The organism is Cyanobium sp. BA20m-14 (genome assembly GCF_024346295.1).
In genome coordinates this window covers 1-17,920 of sequence record NZ_JAGQCR010000011.1, presented here as the reverse complement: position 1 = coordinate 17,920, position 17,920 = coordinate 1, and the positions used below count along the sequence as shown (strand labels likewise).

At 65.0% G+C, this 17,920-nt stretch carries 19 protein-coding genes and 1 tRNA gene; 12 read left to right on the top strand and 8 right to left on the bottom strand.

The features are described from left to right. Window positions 1-21 precede the first annotated feature (21 nt). The 3 genes from KBZ07_RS02250 to KBZ07_RS02240 are packed head-to-tail and all read left to right on the top strand — an operon-like array spanning window position 22 to window position 2,317. On the top strand, window positions 22-1,761 hold the full coding sequence (locus KBZ07_RS02250) for an ABC transporter ATP-binding protein (RefSeq protein ID WP_254930085.1): 1,740 nt from the start codon (window positions 22-24) through the stop codon (window positions 1,759-1,761). Then, window positions 1,761-2,060 (top strand): hypothetical protein, encoded by a 300-nt coding sequence (locus KBZ07_RS02245; RefSeq protein ID WP_106632963.1) that lies wholly within the window; start codon window positions 1,761-1,763, stop codon window positions 2,058-2,060. The genes KBZ07_RS02250 and KBZ07_RS02245 overlap by 1 nt, the downstream gene beginning before the upstream one ends. A 23-nt stretch (window positions 2,061-2,083) precedes the next feature. Then, entirely contained in the window at window positions 2,084-2,317 is a 234-nt protein-coding gene (locus tag KBZ07_RS02240; RefSeq protein ID WP_106632964.1) for a DUF6447 family protein, read from the top strand. A 28-nt stretch (window positions 2,318-2,345) separates the two neighbouring features. On the opposite strand, the gene KBZ07_RS02235 is transcribed toward KBZ07_RS02240, so the two are convergent. Genes KBZ07_RS02235 through carB form a run of 5 tightly spaced genes read right to left on the bottom strand, consistent with a single transcriptional unit; the run spans window position 2,346 to window position 9,200 of the window. After that, window positions 2,346-3,359, bottom strand: a complete 1,014-nt coding sequence (locus KBZ07_RS02235) for an ABC transporter substrate-binding protein (RefSeq protein ID WP_254930084.1) — start codon at window positions 3,357-3,359, stop codon at window positions 2,346-2,348. Beyond that, window positions 3,340-4,218, bottom strand: a complete 879-nt coding sequence (locus KBZ07_RS02230; protein WP_254930083.1) for an ABC transporter ATP-binding protein — start codon at window positions 4,216-4,218, stop codon at window positions 3,340-3,342. Before KBZ07_RS02230 ends, KBZ07_RS02235 begins: the two co-directional genes overlap by 20 nt. Next, window positions 4,215-5,105 carry an ABC transporter permease gene (locus tag KBZ07_RS02225; RefSeq protein WP_254930082.1) on the bottom strand — a complete coding sequence of 297 codons (891 nt, stop codon included), beginning with the start codon at window positions 5,103-5,105 and terminating at the stop codon, window positions 4,215-4,217. The genes KBZ07_RS02230 and KBZ07_RS02225 overlap by 4 nt, the downstream gene beginning before the upstream one ends. 32 nt (window positions 5,106-5,137) lie before the next feature. Beyond that, the gene (locus KBZ07_RS02220) at window positions 5,138-5,836 is read right to left on the bottom strand and encodes a DUF3386 domain-containing protein (protein ID WP_254930081.1); all 699 of its coding nucleotides are present in this window, start codon (window positions 5,834-5,836) and stop codon (window positions 5,138-5,140) included. Between the two features lie 25 nt (window positions 5,837-5,861). Next, on the bottom strand, window positions 5,862-9,200 hold the full coding sequence (gene carB, locus KBZ07_RS02215; protein ID WP_254930080.1) for a carbamoyl-phosphate synthase large subunit: 3,339 nt from the start codon (window positions 9,198-9,200) through the stop codon (window positions 5,862-5,864). Window positions 9,201-9,298: 98 nt separating this feature from the next. Here carB and KBZ07_RS02210 point away from each other — a divergent pair, with 98 nt between their 5' ends. The 6 genes from KBZ07_RS02210 to KBZ07_RS02185 all read left to right on the top strand — a co-directional run bounded on the left by KBZ07_RS02210 (window position 9,299) and on the right by KBZ07_RS02185 (window position 13,667). Next, complete coding sequence (locus KBZ07_RS02210; protein ID WP_106632970.1) at window positions 9,299-9,934, top strand: DUF3318 domain-containing protein; 636 nt, start codon at window positions 9,299-9,301, stop codon at window positions 9,932-9,934. Beyond that, the gene (rsfS, locus tag KBZ07_RS02205; RefSeq protein WP_254930079.1) at window positions 9,927-10,337 is read left to right on the top strand and encodes a ribosome silencing factor; all 411 of its coding nucleotides are present in this window, start codon (window positions 9,927-9,929) and stop codon (window positions 10,335-10,337) included. Before KBZ07_RS02210 ends, rsfS begins: the two co-directional genes overlap by 8 nt. 5 nt (window positions 10,338-10,342) lie before the next feature. Beyond that, the gene (locus KBZ07_RS02200; protein WP_254930078.1) at window positions 10,343-10,825 is read left to right on the top strand and encodes a CGLD27 family protein; all 483 of its coding nucleotides are present in this window, start codon (window positions 10,343-10,345) and stop codon (window positions 10,823-10,825) included. 19 nt (window positions 10,826-10,844) lie between these two features. Continuing rightward, the gene (locus KBZ07_RS02195; protein WP_254930077.1) at window positions 10,845-11,816 is read left to right on the top strand and encodes an asparaginase; all 972 of its coding nucleotides are present in this window, start codon (window positions 10,845-10,847) and stop codon (window positions 11,814-11,816) included. Window positions 11,817-11,859: 43 nt separating this feature from the next. Then, window positions 11,860-11,936, top strand: a tRNA-Met gene (locus tag KBZ07_RS02190). A gap of 84 nt (window positions 11,937-12,020) precedes the next feature. Beyond that, window positions 12,021-13,667: a GMC oxidoreductase gene (locus KBZ07_RS02185; protein WP_254930076.1), complete on the top strand. Its 1,647-nt coding sequence runs from the start codon at window positions 12,021-12,023 to the stop codon at window positions 13,665-13,667. A gap of 153 nt (window positions 13,668-13,820) precedes the next feature. Here KBZ07_RS02185 and KBZ07_RS02180 read toward each other — a convergent pair whose 3' ends face one another. Both KBZ07_RS02180 and KBZ07_RS02175 read right to left on the bottom strand, forming a co-directional pair. After that, entirely contained in the window at window positions 13,821-14,090 is a 270-nt protein-coding gene (locus KBZ07_RS02180; RefSeq protein ID WP_254930075.1) for a DUF2811 domain-containing protein, read from the bottom strand. 382 nt (window positions 14,091-14,472) lie between these two features. Beyond that, window positions 14,473-15,564 carry a sirohydrochlorin chelatase gene (locus tag KBZ07_RS02175; RefSeq protein ID WP_254930074.1) on the bottom strand — a complete coding sequence of 364 codons (1,092 nt, stop codon included), beginning with the start codon at window positions 15,562-15,564 and terminating at the stop codon, window positions 14,473-14,475. 77 nt (window positions 15,565-15,641) lie between these two features. Between KBZ07_RS02175 and KBZ07_RS02170 the strand changes: the two genes are divergently transcribed. The 3 genes from KBZ07_RS02170 to KBZ07_RS02160 all read left to right on the top strand — a co-directional run bounded on the left by KBZ07_RS02170 (window position 15,642) and on the right by KBZ07_RS02160 (window position 17,526). After that, on the top strand, window positions 15,642-16,304 hold the full coding sequence (locus KBZ07_RS02170) for a ParB-like protein (RefSeq protein ID WP_254930073.1): 663 nt from the start codon (window positions 15,642-15,644) through the stop codon (window positions 16,302-16,304). A 67-nt stretch (window positions 16,305-16,371) separates the two neighbouring features. Next, window positions 16,372-16,818, top strand: coding sequence for a universal stress protein (locus KBZ07_RS02165; RefSeq protein ID WP_254930072.1), 447 nt, complete (start codon window positions 16,372-16,374; stop codon window positions 16,816-16,818). Between the two features lie 42 nt (window positions 16,819-16,860). Next, window positions 16,861-17,526: a hypothetical protein gene (locus KBZ07_RS02160; RefSeq protein ID WP_254930071.1), complete on the top strand. Its 666-nt coding sequence runs from the start codon at window positions 16,861-16,863 to the stop codon at window positions 17,524-17,526. Here KBZ07_RS02160 and KBZ07_RS02155 read toward each other — a convergent pair. Then, the coding region (locus KBZ07_RS02155) for a glycogen/starch/alpha-glucan phosphorylase (protein ID WP_254930070.1) at window positions 17,523-17,920 on the bottom strand (398 nt) is incomplete at its 5' end. The genes KBZ07_RS02160 and KBZ07_RS02155 overlap by 4 nt on opposite strands.

The following is a 17,920-nucleotide window of genomic DNA, read 5'->3' as shown; positions in this document are numbered from 1 at the left end:
GAGCAGCGATAGCGTGACCGCATGCTTGCACCCTCGCCGGCCAGGTTTCGACACCTCTGGCCGCTGCTGAAACCCCACCGCCGGCGCCTGCTGGCAGGTGGGCTGTGCATGGTGATCTATGTGGCCTGCTGGCCGCTGCTCGCCTGGCTGGCGGGCCAGCTGATTCCAGCCATCGGCGCTGGCAACTTCCCAGTGGTGCTGCGCACTATCGCCGCGGCCCTGGGACTGTTTTTGGTGCAAAAGGCGGCCCAGTTCGGCCAGGACACCCTGCTGGCCGGGCCGGCCCTGCGGGTTAGTCAGGAGTTGCGGCGGGGCCTATTTGCCCGCCTGCAACGGCTGGAATTCGGCGCCCTCGAGAAGCTCTCAGCGGGCGACCTCACCTATCGCCTCACCGAAGACGCGGACCGGGTGGGCGAGGTGATCTACAAAACCATTCAAGACACCACCCCCAGCGACCTGCAGCTGGTGGTGGTGCTCGGCTACATGGTGTGGCTCGATTGGCCCTTAGCCCTGGCCACCCTGCTGCTGGCGCCAGTGGTGGTGGTGCTGGTAAGCAGCTTTGGCGCCCGGGTAATGACCGCCGCCGAACGCAGTCAAAAGCAGGTGAGCGAGCTGGCGGGCCTGCTGGGCGAAGCGATCGGTGGGCTGCCCTTAGTGCGGGCCTTCGCAGCCGAACCGTGGCTGCAGCAGCGCTTCGACACCGAAATCGACCTGCACCGTCGGGCCCGCTACCGCACCCTCAAACTGCTGGCCCTGCAGCACCCGGTGGTGGGCTTTCTGGAAGCGGCCGGCATCCTCACCGTGCTGCTGCTCGGCGCCGCCCGGATTCAGGCCGGCGGCCTCAACAGCCAGGGCTTCAGCAGCTACGTGGCGGCCCTGCTGATGCTGATCGACCCGATCTCCCACCTCACCACCAACTTCAACGAGTTTCAGCAGGGCCAGGCCTCGCTGCGGCGACTGCGGGCGATCGAGGCGGAACCGGTGGAGGCTTCAGACCGCGCCTCGGCCCAGCCGCTTGGCAGCGTGCGCGGCGAGCTGGTGCTCGAGCAGGTGCGCTTCGGCTACAACCCCGCCCAACCGGTGCTGCACGACCTGGATCTGCAGGTGCGGCCTGGCCAGGTAGTGGCCCTGGTGGGCCCCTCCGGCGCCGGCAAAAGCACCCTGTTTTCCCTGCTGCTGCGCTTCAACACCGCCCAGCAGGGCCGGGTGCTGCTGGATGGCCACGACCTAGCCGATCTGCGGGCGCGGGAGCTGCGCCGCGCCGTAGCCCTGGTGCCCCAGCAAAGCAGTGTATTTTCTGGCACGGTGGCCGAAGCGATTGCCTTCGGCCGGCCCGCCAGCGAGGCTGCCATCCGCCAGGCAGCCAGCCTCGCCAACGCCGCCGGCTTCATCGAGGCCCTGCCCCAGGGCTACACCAGCCGCATCGAAGAGCGGGGCAGCAACTTCTCTGGCGGCCAGCTGCAACGGCTGGCCATTGCCCGCGCCGTGCTCGGCAACCCGGCGGTGCTGCTGCTGGATGAAGCCACCAGCGCCCTCGATGCCGAAGCGGAGGAGGCGGTGCAGCGGGGCTTGGAGCAGGCGATGGCGGGCCGCACCGTGCTGGTGATTGCCCACCGGCTAGCCACCGTGCAGGGTGCAGACAGAATCCTGGTACTCGATGGCGGTCGCATCGTCGAACAGGGCAGTCACAATGAGCTGATGGCGCAGGGGGGCCGCTACCGCGAGCTCTGCGAGCGCCAATTCATTCATCTGCAAGCCTGATGTCTTGGGAATACCGGGTGATCCACATCAACGTGGAGAGCGGCAATCCGCCGGGTCCTCCCTCACCCAAGGCAGATAGTGAGCGGCTCGGCGGCGCCCTGAGCCCGGAGTTTCTTAAAAAGGAATTCCCGCAGCAATATGACGCCGCAGCCACCAAACCACGCCACCCAGCCGAACAGCTGCAGTTTTTTCTAAATGCCCTCGGCAAGGAAAACTGGGAGATGGTGGAAGCAGCCCAGGTGGGCCCGCTGCTGATGTTTTTCTTCAAGCGACCGGGTGGCCTGCCACCCGTATCCTGAGGGCTGAAGATTTTTTGCCACTCGTGGACAACGTCGCCCAGCAATCAGACAACCAGCCGCCCGTGCTCACCTTCGAGGGCAAGCGCTACGACCTCAACGGCTTGCCAGATGAGATGAAGGAGCTGGTGCGTGGCATGCAAGTAGCTGATGCCCAGCTGCGCATGCATGAAGACACTCTGAAAGTGCTTGCCGTTGGCCGCCAAGCTATGGCCAGCCAGCTCAACGACAAGCTGCAAAACATCACCCCCCTGCCTTGAAAAGGGTTGATGCGATGGGGGGTGGGCTCTAGCTCACCACCTTCTGAGCTTCCTTGATCAGCTCCTCAGGCAGGGTTACCCCGATCGCTGCGGCGGTGGCCTTGTTGACCATCAACTCCGTTTTGGTGAGGGGCTCGAAGGCCATCTTGGCCGGTGATTCTCCCTTCAATACCCGCACCGCCAGCTTGCCTGCTGCGTAGCCGTCATCGAAGTAGGCCCAGCCGATCGTGGCAAGGCAGCCGGGCAGCTTGATGTCGTCGGCATCCACCGAATACACGGGAATCTTCTTCTCTAGGCCCACCTTGGCGATCGAGCCGAAGCCCTGAATCGTGGCGTAATCGCCGATCTTCACGAAGGCCTCTACCTTCTTGTCGGCCAGCACTTGGGCGGCTTGCAGCACTTCGCCGGAGTTGGCCACCGACTGCTCCACAACGGTGATGTTGCGTTTGGCTGCCTCCTCCTTGAGCACCTTGGCTTCATATTCGGAGTTGGGCTCGCCGGGGTTGAAGATCAGGCCCACGGTCTTGAGCTCAGGGTTGATTTGGCGTGCCAAATCGAGCTCCTTGCCCACCGGGTTGGTGCCGATCGTGCCGACCACATTTGGCTTGTGCTGACCCACGGCACCCGGGGGCGTGCCCGCGCCGGCACCCCATGGATTGGAGCAATAGCAGAACACCACAGGAGTGGTTGCTGGGGCCACCTTCATGGCGGCCTGCAGGGGCGGTGTGCCAACCGCCAGGATCATGTCCACCTGGTCGCCCACAAACTGCTTCATCACCAAGGTGGTGTTGGGCAGCTCGCCGGCGGCATCCTTCTGGATGAAGTTGACGTTTTTGCCAGGGATGTAGCCAGCTTCTGCCAGGGCCGCTTCAAAGCCTTTGCGGGTGTTGGTTGGAGGCGGGGCTTCCACCATCTGCAGCATGCCGATGGTGGGGCCTTTGACCTTGGTGCCACCGCCGAGCTTGCCGCAGGCGGAGAGCACCACCGTGCTCACGGCGCCGGCCCCTGCCAGGGTCAGAAATTCACGACGCTGAAGACCCATCTGTGGCACTTGAAGACTGCGGCGCAACTATGGCTGCTCCATACATCGCCCGCAACGCCGCCGGGTCGAGATATTCACGCTCGGCAGCATTCCAGTCGCCGATCAAGCCCCCCTCATGGAGCATCACTAACCTGTCGCCGTGGCTCAGGGCCTGCTCGAGGCTGTGGGTCACCATCAAGGCGGTAGTGCCCAGCTGACGAACTAACCTCTCTGTGAGCGCCATCACCGTTGCTTCGGCCCGGGGGTCAAGGGCAGCGGTGTGCTCATCAAGCAGCAGCAGATCCGGTGAACCCAGGGTTGCCATCACCAGGCTGAGGGTCTGGCGCTGGCCGCCGGAAAGCTGACCCACCGGTTCATCGAGGCGGTCGGCTAGGGGCAAGCCCAGCTCGCCCAGCAGCTCGCGGTAGCGCCTGCGGTCGCCGCCATTGGGATGGATGCCACCAAAGGCACTAATCAAAAAACCCGCTGCAAACCTGGCTGGCCTGTTACGCCGCTCCGCCAACCGCAGGTTTTCTGCCACGGTCAGCCCCGGACAAGTTCCCTCCAGAGGGTTTTGCATCACCCGGCCGATCCAGCGAGCCCGCTGGTGATCTCGCAAGCGGTGCAGGGGGCGACCGCCCAGGTGGATACGGCCAGCGCCGTGGCGCAGGGTGCCAGCCACCAGATTGAGCAGGGTGCTCTTGCCGGAGCCGTTGCTGCCAATCACCACCAGAAACTGGCCGGGGGGGCAGCTCAGCGAGAAACCGCTGAACAATTGCCGCCAGCCCGATCCAGGCAGAGGATGGCCCCAGCTGAGCTCCTCAACGCTGAGACCAGGGGTGCTGAGATGAGGGGTGCTGAGATGAGGGGTGGAACTCATTGCTCCTGCCTCCCCTGGTCTGCCGAAAGACCCGGTATGCGCAGCCGTCCGAAGGCCAGGGCGATCAGCAGCAGCAAGGCCGTTGCCAGCTTGAGATCAACCGGTTCGAGGCCCAACTGCAGGGCGATGGCGATCATGGTGCGGAACAAAATCGCCCCCACCGCCACCGCCAGCAGGGACCAGGGCAGCGAGCGCGGCCGCAGCACCGCCTCGCCAATGATCACCATGCCTAGTCCCAGGATCAACGAGCCGATCCCCATGGTCACATCGGCAAAGCCCTGATAGGTGGCAACCAGCGCCCCGGCCAGGGCCACCAGACCATTAGCAGCGGCGATACCCACCGTGAGCCCGCGGCGCTGGTTGATGCCGTTGGCGCGGGCCATGGTGGGGTTGTTGCCCAAGGCGCGCAAAGACAAGCCGAAATCTGTGGCCATCAGGAAGGAGATCAGCAGGATCATCCCAACGGTCGCCAGGGTTAATCCCACGGCCCATTGACCATCCAGGCCAAGGCCCAGATCGGGGAGGGCCAGAATTCCAGCAGGGGTTTCAGACAGGGGGATGTTCGAGCGCCCCATCAGCCTCAGGGTGATCGAATAAAGGCCCGTGGTGGTGAGGATGCCTGCACACAGATCAGGCACACCCAGCCGGGTGTGGATCAGGCCGGTAACCATGCCAGCCAGGCAGCCAAATAAGATAGCCAGCCCCAAGGCCACCGGCACCGGGGCACCCTGGCTGATCAACACCGCAGCGGTGCCACCTCCCAGGGCAAAGGAGCCATCCACCGTGAGGTCTGGGAAGTTGAGGACGCGCAGCGTCAGGTAGGTGCCTAGGGCCAGGCCGGCATAGGCCAGGCCCTGGTCGTAGGCACCAATCCAAAGAGAAAACATGGCTGCATTGTGCCTAGCAGCGGCCGATTGGCTTAAGCCAAGGGGGCAAGATCCTCGAAACGAAACACCTGGCGGCCGGCCGGCGTTTCGCCATGGGCCTCGGTCTCAACCACCCGCTCGCTCAGCACCCAGGGGCCAGCCTCGGTCAGCGGCACAAAGGTGTCGGTGAAGCGGCTGGTGCCACCCTTGGCTTCGCCGCTGGCGGGGTCGCTGTACTGGCTGGTGTAGCTGCGGCTCAGGTAGCCGCTGCCGGTGTCTGTGGTGCTCTCGGTGAAGATCGTCACCACGGTGCCGTGGATGTGGCGATGCACCATCGTCACCACGTCGTTCTGGATCCGGTAACGGTCACCGGTGTTCTTGCCGCCCACGATCACCTCGGTGCCAACGGCATCGGTATCGCCAGCGTTGAAGGTGTTGGCGCCATGGGTTTGCTCAAAGCTGCGGCGCACCCGGTGGATCGCCACCTCCCACAGTTGGGAAGCCAGGGCCTTGTGAATCTCCTCATCGGCGACGCCAGCGACCGTGGCCTTGAGGTCGGCGCCTACCACGAAAGTTCCATCGACCCGCTTACCATTTTCACCCCCATCACCGTCTTGCTCCCAGATGCAGCGGCCCTGATAGCCACCAAAATCCGGTTCCCAGGTGTAGCGATTTTCATAGGCGGCCCGGAAAGCCGCCGTGCAGTCGCTGCCTGAGGTGATCTGGTTGCTGACTTGGGTGCTGGCTGTCAAGGCGGGATCTATCGGATCCCTAACCCTAACGAGTGAGTCCGGGGTGTATGTCCTGCAGGGCATTCACCTCAATCTTCTGCTGCTGCAACGCCGTGATCGCCTCGACAGCGGCCCGGGCCCCGGCCAGGGTTGTCACCGTCGGCACGGCGTAGTCGAGGGCGGCCCGGCGCAGATATTTGTCGTCGTGGGCAGCCTGGCGGCCGATCGGGGTGTTGATGATCAGCTGAATGCGGGCCGAGCGAATCGCGTCTTCAATATTGGGACGGCCCTCATGCACCTTGAGGATTGATTCCACCTGCAGGCCAGCGGCTCGCAGGGCCTCGGCGGTGCCGCCGGTGGCGATCAGGTCAAAGCCCAGCCCCACCAGTCGCTCAGCCACCGGCAGCAGGGCCGGCTTGTCGCGGTCGTGGGTGGAGAGAAACACCGTGCCGCTGGTGGGCAGGGCCTCGCCTGCGGCCAACTCGGCCTTGGCATAGGCCATGCCGGCGCTGCTGGCGATGCCCATCACCTCGCCGGTGCTGCGCATTTCAGGGCCCAGCAACGTGTCGGAACCAGGGAAGCGCTTGAACGGCAGCACCGCCTCCTTGACGGTTTGCAGAGGCGGGATGGGCTCGGCCGTGAGCCCCAGCTCCGCCAGGGTGCGGCCGGCCATCAGCTGGCTGGCCACCTTGGCCAGGGGCACGCCGGTGGCCTTGGCCACAAACGGCACCGTGCGGGAAGCACGGGGATTGGCCTCGATGATGAACACCCGCTCGCCCTGCTCCGGGTCGTTCTGGACGGCGAACTGCAGGTTGATCAGGCCGCGCACCCCAAGGGCCAGGGCCAGGGCCCGGCTCCACTCGCGGATCGTGGCCAGGGCTGCCTCGCTCAGGCTCACCGACGGCAGCCAGCAGGCCGAATCGCCCGAGTGGATGCCCGCCGGCTCGATGTGCTCCATTACACCGCCGATCACCACTACCCCCTCCCGATCGCAAAGGGCATCCACATCCACTTCGATGGCGTTATCGAGGTATTGGTCGATCAGCACTGGGTGGTCGGGCTCCACCTGCACCGCTTCCACCATGTAGCGGTTGAGCTCGGCTTCGTCGTAGACGACCTCCATGGCGCGCCCGCCCAGCACGTAGCTGGGGCGCACAACCACTGGATAGCCCACGCGCGCAGCGATGGCCCGGGCCTCGGCCTCACTGCGGGCCAAGCCATTGCGGGGCTGGCGGATCTCCAGCCGGCGCAGGATCGCTTCAAATTGCTCCCGGTCTTCGGCGGCGTCGATCGATTCAGGTGAGGTGCCCCAGACGCGAGTTCCGGTGGCCAACCCCTCGGGCGAAGCCAGCCAGCGCAGCAGCGGGATCGCCAGCTTGAGAGGTGTCTGGCCGCCGAACTGCACGATCACCCCCTCGGGATGCTCCACCTCAATCACGTTGAGCACGTCTTCGAGGGTGAGGGGCTCGAAATAAAGCCGGTCGGAGGTGTCGTAATCCGTTGACACCGTCTCCGGGTTGCTGTTCACCATCACGGTGGCGAAGCCCTCGGCCTGCAGAGCGAAGGAGGCGTGCACGCAGCAATAGTCGAATTCGATGCCCTGGCCGATGCGGTTTGGCCCGCCGCCCAGGATCATCACCTTGCGGCGGCTCTCCGGCTGCACCTCGTTTTCGGGCGGCACGATTTCCAGCTCACCTGCCGCATTGAGCCGCTCCAGCGGCCGCTCGTAGGTGGAGTAGTGATACGGAGTGCTGGAGGCAAACTCCGCCGCACAGGTATCGACGGTTTTGAACACGGCATTGATGCCCAGCCCCTGACGGTGGCGCCGCACCGTGAGTTCATCGCTGCCAGTGGCCCAGGCGATCTGGCGATCTGAGAAGCCCAGCTGTTTGAGCTCCAGCAGGGCGGCGGCATCGAGTTGCTCGAGCTGGCGGCCCCGCAGCAGCCGCTGCTCAGCCTCGAGAATGCAGCGCAGCTTGGCCAAAAACCAGGGATCGATGGCGCTGAGCTGGTGGATCTCGTCATCGCTGCGGCCGACGAGCATCGCCTCGCGCACGGCGAAAATCCGCTCAGGCGTGGCTGTGCGCAGGGCCCGCTCCAGGGCGGTGGGATCTGGGGCAAGCGTGGGATCACTTGCGGCATCGGGGCGATCACAGCCCCAGCCGGCATGGCCCGTTTCCAGGGAGCGCAACGCCTTTTGGAACGACTCCTCAAAGCAGCGGCCGATCGCCATCGCCTCCCCCACCGACTTCATCGAGGTGGTGAGCACCGCCGGGCTACCGCGGAACTTCTCAAAGGCGAAGCGGGGAATCTTCGTGACCACGTAATCAATCGTGGGCTCGAAGCAGGCCGGGGTGGCACCGGTGATGTCGTTGACGATTTCGTCGAGGGTGTAACCCACCGCCAGGCGGGCGGCGATCTTGGCGATTGGAAAGCCTGTGGCCTTCGAAGCCAGCGCCGAGCTGCGCGATACGCGCGGGTTCATCTCAATCACCACCACATCGCCGTTGGCAGGGTTGATCGCAAATTGAATATTGCTGCCGCCGGTATCGACGCCGATCTCGCGGATGATCGCGATCGACTGGTCGCGCAGTCGCTGGTATTCGCGGTCGGTGAGGGTTTGGGCCGGTGCAACGGTGATCGAATCACCGGTATGTACCCCCATCGGATCGAGGTTTTCGATGCTGCAAACGATCACCACGTTGTCGGCGCTATCGCGCATCACCTCCAGCTCGAATTCCTTCCAGCCCAGCAGCGACTGCTCCACCAGGATCTGGGAGACGGGGCTCGCCTCCAGGCCGCTTTTGCAGAAGGCGCGGAACTCCTCGGGGTTGTAGGCGATGCCACCGCCGCTGCCGCCCAGGGTGAAGGCCGGCCGGATGATGCGGGGATAGCTGCCGATGACCTCGCCCACCCGCTCCGCCTCCTCAAGGGTGTTGGCGATGCCGGAGGGACACACCGCGACGCCGATTCGCTCCATCGCCTCCTTAAAGAGCAGCCGGTCTTCCGCCTTGCGGATCGCCTGCAAGTTGGCGCCGATCAGCTCCACCCCGTGCTTTTCCAGGGTGCCGTTTTCAGCCAGGGCTACCGCCAGATTGAGAGCGGTCTGGCCGCCCATCGTGGGCAGCAGGGCATCGGGCTGCTCGATCTCAATCACCCGGGCCACCACCTCGGGCGTAAGTGGCTCGATGTAAGTGCGATCCGCCATGTCCGGATCGGTCATGATCGAGGCCGGGTTGGAATTCACCAATACCACTTCGAAGCCTTCTGCCCGCAGCGCTTTACAAGCCTGGGTGCCGGAATAATCGAATTCGCAGGCCTGGCCGATCACGATCGGCCCCGAGCCCAGCAGCAGGATGCGCCTGAGGTCCGTGCGGCGGGGCATAGGGGGTGGGCAACGCCAAACCTGCCTAGCCTCTCATGCCCCCCTGGCAGCAACTGGGGCTGGAATCGCTAACCTGATTGATAACGCTGAAGCCCTAGATGAGTGAGCTCCAGCGCCTGAAAGGGCTGCTGCCCCCTGAATTACAGAGCTGGGTGTTTGTTGAAGCGGCCGCCTCGGTGGAACCGCCCCTGATCACCATCGAGGAGATCGGTCGCGATGAAGTCGAAATTCAGGTCGACCTGGAAAGCTGGGACGGGCTGGCGATAGACCATCGCAACCTGCTGTTTTGGCACGAGGTGGGCCGCGTCCAGAACGATGCAGTACCCCGCGACGGCTGGGAAATGGCGGCCCTGGCGATCGGCCTGGGTGGAGCCATCGGTGAGCTGTGGGTGCAGGACGGCCTCCTTCTGGTGATGGCCCTGGGCCTGTCCGGCTTTGCCGGCTACCGCCTCTATCTCAAAAACAACTCCGAAAAGCGACTGCAGGACGCCATCGCCGCCGATGAGCGGGCCATCGACCTGGCCACCCGCTTCGGTTACACCCTGCCCAATGCCTACAAGAGTTTGGGCGGCGCCCTCAAGGAGCTGGTGGAGCAGACCCGCAAGAAAAAGAAGCGCGCCTTCTACGAAGACCGGCTCGAGGCACTGCGCAAGAGTGCCGGCAAGGCCCGGGCCGAAATGGCCCAGCAACAGGGCTCGCGTCAATCCGTCACCAGTGAGAACGTCTATGGCTGATTCCCCCGCTGGCAGGCCCACGACCCACCAGGATCTCGACAGCGAGCAGCTGGCCAAGCTGGCGGCAGAAGCCTGTGACGACCGCAAGGCCGTGGACATTCGCCTGATCCGGGTTGACGAGGTGTCGTCGTTGGCCGATTGGTTTGTGATCTGCAGCGGCCTCTCCGATGTGCAGGTGCGGGCCATCGCCCGCTCGGCTGAGGATCAGATCGAGGAAACCACCGGCCGGCTACCCCTACGGCGCGAAGGCCAGAAGGAGGGCCGCTGGATGCTGCTCGATTACGGCGAAGTGATTGTGCATGTGCTCACCCCCAGCGAGCGCACCTACTACGACCTCGAATCCTTCTGGGGCCACGGTGAACAGGTGCGCTTCGTAAGCTCATTTCCAACAGTTTCTCCCTGAACGCCATGCCGTGCCCGGTGCCGCCCGAGCAACGGCCCCTGCAGGAATACGAGCAGTTGCTGGCCTCCTGGTTTTTTGTTTGGCCGTCCCACGACCTGCCAGGTCTGTTGCGCCCTTTAGCCACCAGCTGGCTGTTGCTGCTGCCCCTCTCCACCTTGGTGGCTAGCGGCAGCTGGGTGTTGCGCCACCACCCGGCCCAGCTGGTGCTGGCGGGCATGGTGGCTGCAGTGGCGCTGCCGATGCTGCTGCTCGTGCGCCAGTGGCTCGGATGGAACTACGTGCACCGCCGCCTGGTCTCCGAGCGGGTCGAATACGAGGAATCGGGTTGGTACGACGGACAAGTGTGGGAAAAGCCCCTGGCCTGGCGCCAGCAGGACCTGCTAGTGGCCCAGCACCAGGTGCAACCGGTGCTGCGGCGGCTGCAACAGGGCGCAGCCCTGGCGGTAATCCTGGCCCTAGTGGGGGCAAGCCTCTGTCAGGCTCTTTGAGATCAGCTCCTGGGCTCTTGTGACCCTGTCCTCCAGTTTCGGTGGCACCGCCCGCGGGGGCGTCCCTCCCCTGGAGGTGCGGCTGCTGCGCAACGGCATCGTCGAATCGCGCCACCGGGTGCACGCGGTGGTTTGCGACGGCCGCGGCCGAGTATTGATGCGGGCAGGCGATCCCCAGCAGCTGAGCTTTGTGCGCTCTGCCCTAAAGCCCTTTCAGGCCACGGTTTTTGTGAGCAGTGGCGCCGCCGACCATTGCAATTGCGGCGAGCGGGGCCTGGCGATCGCCTGCGCTAGCCACACCGGCACGGCCATGCACGCCCGCGAGGCCTTCAAGCTGCTTTGGGGCGCTGAAATCGAGGCCGAGCAGCTGCAATGCCCCGTGCCCGACTGCGGCAAAAGCCCCCTTGAGCACAACTGTTCCGGCAAGCACGCCGCCTTCCTGGCCACCTGCCGGCAACTGAACTGGAGTACCGAGAGCTATCTACAAAAAGAGCATCCTCTCCAGCAGGAGGTGCTTAAGCGCGTAGGCGATTTGCTCGCCCTGCCCGCCGCCGAGCTGCTCACCGCCCGCGACGACTGCGGCGCCCCCACCCTGCAGCTGCAACTTGCCCAGATGGCCCTGCTCTACGCCCACCTGGGCGCCGGCAGCCAGGCCGACCTGGAGCGCCTCAGCCGGGCGATGCTGGCTCACCCCGAACTGGTGGCAGGGGAGGGACGCTTTGACACCGAACTGATGCGCGGCGGCCATGGTCAAGTGGTGAGCAAGGGCGGAGCTGAAGGCATCCAGTGCCTCAGCCGCGTCGGCGAAGGCATGGGGGTAGCGATCAAGGTGGAAGACGGCTCCGCCCGAGCCAAGCAAGCCGTAGCCCTGCACCTGCTCGAGCAGCTCGACTGGCTAACGCCGATAGCTCTCGAAGAGCTGCGCACTCGCTTCTTGATCCCAGCCCCCCATCTGCGCCTGGAAGTGATCGGCGAGCTGCGCTTCGACTGAGCGCCAGTACTAGGCACTTCGACTGGTATGGTTAAGAGGTCGACGCGGGGTAGAGCAGTCTGGTAGCTCGTCGGGCTCATAACCCGAAGGTCGCGAGTTCAAATCTCGCCCCCGCCACCACTTCCCAAAGCCCCGGCAGTCTCCTGTCGGGGCTTTGTTGTTTGAACATTCACCTCCGCTGCCCCAGCGATCACCGCCCAGAAAATGGCCATCCCCGCCAGCGTGACCCAGCCCGACGCCATCGTGGTGGGCTCCGGCGCTACCGGCGGTGTGGCTGCCATGGTGCTGGCCGAGGCGGGGCTGAGGGTGCTGGTGCTGGAGGCCGGTCCCGAGCTCTCATCCCGTCAGGCCTTCGGCAGCGAACCGCTTAATACGGCCCGGCGTGTGGCCAGCATCGCCAGCGGCCAGCAACGCATGCAGCGCCACCATCCGGGATTCTGGAAACACAATCCCCAGCTGTTCGTCGATGAGCGGCTCAATCCCTACTCCACCCCAGACGACGCCCCGTTTTTGTGGAGCCGGGGCCGGCAGGTGGGGGGCAAAAGCCTCACCTGGGGAGGCATCACCCTTCGCCTTTCCGACTACGAATTTGGTGCGGCTGAGCGCGATGGTCAGGGGGCAAGCTGGCCGATCGGCAGCGCCGAGCTAGCGCCTTACTACACCCGCCTTGAGCAGTTGCTGGAGGTGCATGGAGCCTGCGACGGCCTGCCCCAGCTGCCCGATGGCCACTTCCAGGCGCCCCTGCCCTTCACCCCAGGCGAGCGCCACCTGAAGCGCCGCATCGACAACGAGCTTGGCTTGCCCCTGATCCACTCGCGCGGCTTCAACCTGCACCGGGGTGCGGGCTGGCCCCGCTCCGCCAGCCAGGGGCGCACATTGGCACGGGCCCTGGCAACGGGGCGCACCCAAGTGCGCAGCAACGCCGTGGTGAGCCACCTACTGCTCGACGGCGAGCGGGCCCAGGGCGTGGTGCTGGTAGATGGCAAAACGGCAGCCCACGAGCGCATTGAGGCGCCCTTGGTGGTGCTCTGCGCCTCAACGATCGAGACCCTGCGGATCCTGCTGCACTCGAGCGAAGCCCACCAACGCGGCGGCCTAATCGATCCATCCGGCAGCCTCGGGCGCTATCTGATGGACCACATCTCCAGCAGTCGCTTCTTTTCGATTCCCGGGGTGCCGGCCCTTGATGGGCCCAGCGAACTTTCTGGGGCTGGTAGCTGCTTCATACCCAACACGGTCAACCTGGATGCGGGCAGCGAAGCTGATTTCAGTGGCGGCTATGGACTCTGGACAGCCCTACAGCGCTTTGATCCACCAGCCCTGCTGCAGCGACGCCGGGGCGAGGCGGTGGGTTTTCTGATCGGTCACGGCGACGTGCAACCCAACGCCGACAACCAGGTGACCTTGAACGGTGAACATCTCGATGCCTGGGGGTTACCCACCGCCCACATCACCTGCCGCTGGGGTGCAAACGAGCAGCGCCTGGTGGCCCACATGCACCGGCGCATGGAGGCGGTGGTGGCAGCTGGTGGGGGGCAGATCCGGCCCATCGAAGAGCTATTTGTGCTGCCGCTGCTGGAGCCCTGGATCCGCACCAGCCTGGCGGTGAGTCCCGAGGCGCCACCACCTGGCTACTACATCCACGAACTCGGCGGCGCCCGCATGGCAAGCCAGCCCGAGGCAGGTGTGGTGAATCACCTCAACCAGTGCTGGGGCGCCCCCATTGTCCTGGTAGTCGATGTGGCCTTCTGTCCCCGTGCCGGCTGGCAGAGCCCAACCCTCACTGAAATGGCCATAACCTGGCGCGCTTGCGAAGCCGCTGCCGCCAGGTTGCGCCAAGGAGACCCCTAACCCGGTTGCGATCCGGTGTCTATCGCCACAACCGGCTTGAGCAACCCTGCTCACAATGGCAACGTCGACCTCTAAAAGGTCGGGCAAGGGAGTCTCAGGCGGAGGTTGGCCCCTCCGCCTTTTTTTTGTTATCTGCCACCAGATTTGAAAAATTCAGGGGCGCAGGAACAGGCCGTTGAGGTAGTGCTGGCTCACCCCCTGATCGGCGCAGCCGTGCTGAAACAGGAAGCTGGACAGCGCTGAGGAGATCAAGCGGTATTGATCCCACTGGGGGTGGCTGCGCAGGAACTCGCGCATGCCATCGAACAACACCTCTGGCACCTCCGCCTCCAGGCTGATGCTGCCGGCTTCTGCCTCCACTAACCCTTCTGCGCAGCTGGGTTGCTCCATACATCGTTGGAGGTGACTGCGCTCGGCTGCCATTACGAAACAAGAGGTGGGGTGACTCAGTAGGCCACATCGGTGCCAGGTCCGTCAAAGCCTGAAGGCCAGGGCGAAACCACACCGTTCTCAACTGAGATTGCCTGTGCCGGCGGCTCCATAACGGCGCAGCGAGGATTTTCAAAGCCTGCAAGGGCGGCCGCTGGTGGTGATGTCAAGGCCAGACTGAACAAAAGCAGTTATTCCCCAACTGCCAGGCCTAAACTGGCTTAGAAGCCTCATTTCTGGGGAAAACCCCTAATAAACTGGGGAAAAGACGGCAATAATGGGGAATACGGATAACCAATCAGCAGAACTGATGAGCTGGAGTCTCGCGAGACTTCCGGCGAGCTGAGAAGACTGAGCCACGCCAAACCGAGAGGGCTCAACTGCTGCCGCCCTGGCGCAGGGTTGTGGGACCGAGGGGATGGTCCGCGTGGGGGTAGGGCGGATGGTGATGGCTGTGCCCAGGGGAGTGGTCGTGATCGTGGGTGTGGCCGCCCACTGGAATCGGCACTCCATCGGGCTGGCAGGCACCGGTGCACTCGCGCTCACAGAGGTCACAGCCGTCGGTGAGCCCTTCAACGTGGTGGTGGTGGCTGTGCTGGGGCGCCCCAACCTCAGTCTCAAAGCCCAGCACCTGGGCCCGGTATTTGCAGAGCGAGCAATTCATGTTGGCGTCACCTCGCACCACCTCCGCCACCCGCTCCACAAAGGTGTCCAGCACTAGGGGGTGATCTGCCAGATAGGAGGCCTTCAGGAACTCCACCTCGGGATGGTCCTGGGCCACCCGCTCGGTGTGCTGCTGGATCCGGCTCACCAGCACCCCGGAGAACAGGAAATAGGGGAAAACGACAACCCGGCGATAGCCAAGTCTCACCACTTGGCGAAGTCCCGGCTCCACCAACGGGAAGGTGACTCCGGAATAAACCGTTTCACCCCAGCCAAAACCAAAACCCTCCACCAACATCCGCGTCACCTTGGCGACATTGGAATTGGCATCGGGGTCGGACGAGCCCCGGCCCACCACGACCAGCATTGTTTCGTGCAGGGGCACCTCTGTGGCTGCCCCATCAAGGACTTCGCGAATCCGGGCCCCGGCGGCCTGAATCATCTTCAGGTCAACCCCCAGTTCACGGCCGTAGTCAATGCGCAGACCCGTCTCCGCCGCGTAGGTATTGAGCACCGAGGGGATGTCGTTTTTGGCGTGGCCCGCTGCGAACAGCATGGCCGGCACGGCCAGCACGTGGCTTACCCCCCGGGCCCGCAGCGCCTCCAGGCCATCGCGCAGGATCGGCCTGGCAAATTCCAGATAGCCGTATTCCACAGGCACCTCGGGCAGCAGCGCTTGGAGCCCCTTGGCCAGCTCGGCAAATTCGGCCACTGCCAGCCGATTGCGGCTGCCGTGGCCGCAAACCAGCACCCCAATCGGGCCGTGGGGACCGGCACTCAGGTCGGGATGGGAGAGGGAAGCCATGGCCACTCGCACTTGAGGGCGACCCTATTCCGGGAAGCAGCGGGTCAGGATGGGGATATCCGGGCTGCCTAGCCGTCATGGCCCTGCGCCTTCCCCCATACCAGCCGTTACCGGCCCCGCGCCCGGGGGGTGAGCTGCTTGAGGTGCCCATCGCCCAGCTGCGCCCCACCCAGCTCTGCGTGGGACTGGCTGAAGTGCGCAGCAGGCTGCGTGATTTCGGGGCCGAAAATACCCGCGAACGCCGCTCCTACCTGGGCAGCAAGCCCGTGCCGCTGGTGCGCAGCGCCGATGGCAGCGTGTGGATGGTCGACCGCCACCACCGCCTACGGGCCCTGATCGAGATCGAACCCGACGCCATCGCCTTCGGCTACGTGGTGCTCGAGCTCGACAGCCCCGACCCCGAGCAGGTGCTTGCGGCCCTGCATCAACGCGGCTGGCTCTACCTCTATGACGGCAGGGGCTTGGGGCCCCTGCCCCCCAGCGCCCTGCCCGAGCAGCTCACAGGCCTGCAGGACGACCCCTACCGCAGCTTGGTGTGGAAGCTGAAGCAGGAGGGGGTGCTGGCCGCCGCCCCGCTGATTCCCTTCCACGAATTCCGCTGGGGGGCCTGGCTGCGCAGCCGCCCCCTACCGCCCTTCAGCTCCGAGCAACTCGAGCCGGCCCTGCCCCGCGCCCGCGCTCTGGCCCGCTCCCGCGCCGCTGCCCACCTGGCTGGCTGGAAGGGCTCAGGCAGTTGCTAGGCGGCGCCAGTTGCTAGGCGGCGCCAACTGCTCCAGGCTGGAGCTCCACCGCCCCCCTGCGCCGTAAATGCCATACAGCCACCTGCTGGTGCCAACCGATGGCTCCGAGCTCTCAGACAAGGCCGTGCAGCAGGCGGTGGCGCTGGGCCACAGCCTGGGAGCTCGCATCACCTTTTTCCACGCGCAATCCAACTTCCCCATCTCCCTGGTGGGCGTGGGTGAGCTGGTGGACCCCAATACGGTGATCGCCCTCGTGCAAGCCGCTCGCCATGGCGCCGAGCAAATCCTGGCGGCAGCAGCAGCCGTGGCCCAGGCCGCCGGGGTGGTCAGCGACCAGGACACCATGGTTAGCTCCATGCCCTACGCGGCAATCGTGGAGGCGGCAGGCCGCCATGGGGCTGATCTGATTGTGATGGCCTCCCATGGCCGCCGCGGCCTGGAGGGGGTGCTGCTGGGCAGCGAAACCCACCGGGTGCTTACCCACAGCAGCTGCCCGGTGCTGGTTGTGCGTTGAGCTCCGGCCATTACGCTGCCTGCGACAGCAACAGGCGTGCCGGTGGCTAAGGACGAAACGAGCAGGGGCGAAGAACTGCAGGGCCTGGGCTGGACGCCTGAGGAGGTGCGCCAATACGAGGAGCTGTGGGAATACCGGCAGCGCTGGGGCGCCATCAACCTGGAGCCAGAAGATCGGGTGTTGCTGCGGCGAGCTGAAGCTGCCCTGCCGAAGCGGGTTGCCCATGGCAAGAGCTCGCTCAAAAAAACACTGCAGCAGAAATCTCACTACCGCTGGCTGTGTCTATATCGAGACGCCATGCTCGCCGCCGCCGAAGGCCTTGGCCTCCAGCTCGGCGAAGAAGCCACCTGGGTCATTCTGCTCGAGGCCGAGTTACGAGCCCTGGATCACTACGAGCCGGTGCTGGGCTTGCCTGACACCCTCAAGGCCAAGGCCCTGCTGCCGGCCCGGGAGGCCTGGATAGCTGCCGTCGCCGCCCAGGGACGGGAGCTCAGCTTCGACTTCGACGCACCGCTGGAAGCCCTCAAGCAGCAGGAAGCCACCAGCTGGAAGCCCCTGCGCAACGTTGGGGCCCGCTCCTATCCGGTGCTCGAAGCTGGCGCCGCTGCCAACTTCCGCTCCCAGATGAACCAGGAGGTAGCCCAGCTGATCCGCTCCACCTTCCCCTCGCTCAAGGACAGCGACAAGCCGGAGCCCCCGAGCGCCTAGGGCGCCGGGGCGCCGGCGCTGGACTGCACCGGGACCCGGCCCACCTTCCAGATGCGCTCGGCGTAGTCAGCGATCGAGCGGTCGCTGCTGAAGAAGCCACAGCGCATCGTGTTGTGCAGCGACATCCGCGCCCAGCGGCCCCGGTCGAGCCAGGCTTCATCTACGGCGTTTTGAGCTCGGCGGTAGTCGGCCACATCAGCCATCACCCGGAAGGGATCGTGGCTGGTGAGGCTGGCCAACAAGGGGTGGAAGAGCTCTCCATCACCCTCGCTGAAGTAGCCCGAGCCGATCAACTCCAGGGCCTGGCGCACGGCCGGGTCCTGCTCGATCCAGGGCATCGGGTGATAACCGCTGTGGCCCAGCTGCTCGATCTGCTCTGCGGTGTGGCCAAAGA

Excerpts from the sequence above, each read along its gene's own strand:
- KBZ07_RS02250 (WP_254930085.1), top strand. The coding sequence starts at position 22 with ATGCTTGCACCCTCGCCGGCCAGGTTTCGACACCTCTGGCCGCTGCTG.
- KBZ07_RS02245 (WP_106632963.1), top strand. The coding sequence starts at position 1,761 with ATGTCTTGGGAATACCGGGTGATCCACATCAACGTGGAGAGCGGCAAT.
- KBZ07_RS02235 (WP_254930084.1), bottom strand. The coding sequence starts at position 3,359 with ATGGGTCTTCAGCGTCGTGAATTTCTGACCCTGGCAGGGGCCGGCGCC.
- KBZ07_RS02230 (WP_254930083.1), bottom strand. The coding sequence starts at position 4,218 with ATGAGTTCCACCCCTCATCTCAGCACCCCTCATCTCAGCACCCCTGGT.
- KBZ07_RS02225 (WP_254930082.1), bottom strand. The coding sequence starts at position 5,105 with ATGTTTTCTCTTTGGATTGGTGCCTACGACCAGGGCCTGGCCTATGCC.
- carB (WP_254930080.1), bottom strand. The coding sequence starts at position 9,200 with ATGCCCCGCCGCACGGACCTCAGGCGCATCCTGCTGCTGGGCTCGGGG.
- KBZ07_RS02210 (WP_106632970.1), top strand. The coding sequence starts at position 9,299 with ATGAGTGAGCTCCAGCGCCTGAAAGGGCTGCTGCCCCCTGAATTACAG.
- rsfS (WP_254930079.1), top strand. The coding sequence starts at position 9,927 with ATGGCTGATTCCCCCGCTGGCAGGCCCACGACCCACCAGGATCTCGAC.
- KBZ07_RS02200 (WP_254930078.1), top strand. The coding sequence starts at position 10,343 with ATGCCGTGCCCGGTGCCGCCCGAGCAACGGCCCCTGCAGGAATACGAG.
- KBZ07_RS02185 (WP_254930076.1), top strand. The coding sequence starts at position 12,021 with ATGGCCATCCCCGCCAGCGTGACCCAGCCCGACGCCATCGTGGTGGGC.
- KBZ07_RS02180 (WP_254930075.1), bottom strand. The coding sequence starts at position 14,090 with ATGGCAGCCGAGCGCAGTCACCTCCAACGATGTATGGAGCAACCCAGC.
- KBZ07_RS02175 (WP_254930074.1), bottom strand. The coding sequence starts at position 15,564 with ATGGCTTCCCTCTCCCATCCCGACCTGAGTGCCGGTCCCCACGGCCCG.
- KBZ07_RS02170 (WP_254930073.1), top strand. The coding sequence starts at position 15,642 with ATGGCCCTGCGCCTTCCCCCATACCAGCCGTTACCGGCCCCGCGCCCG.
- KBZ07_RS02165 (WP_254930072.1), top strand. The coding sequence starts at position 16,372 with ATGCCATACAGCCACCTGCTGGTGCCAACCGATGGCTCCGAGCTCTCA.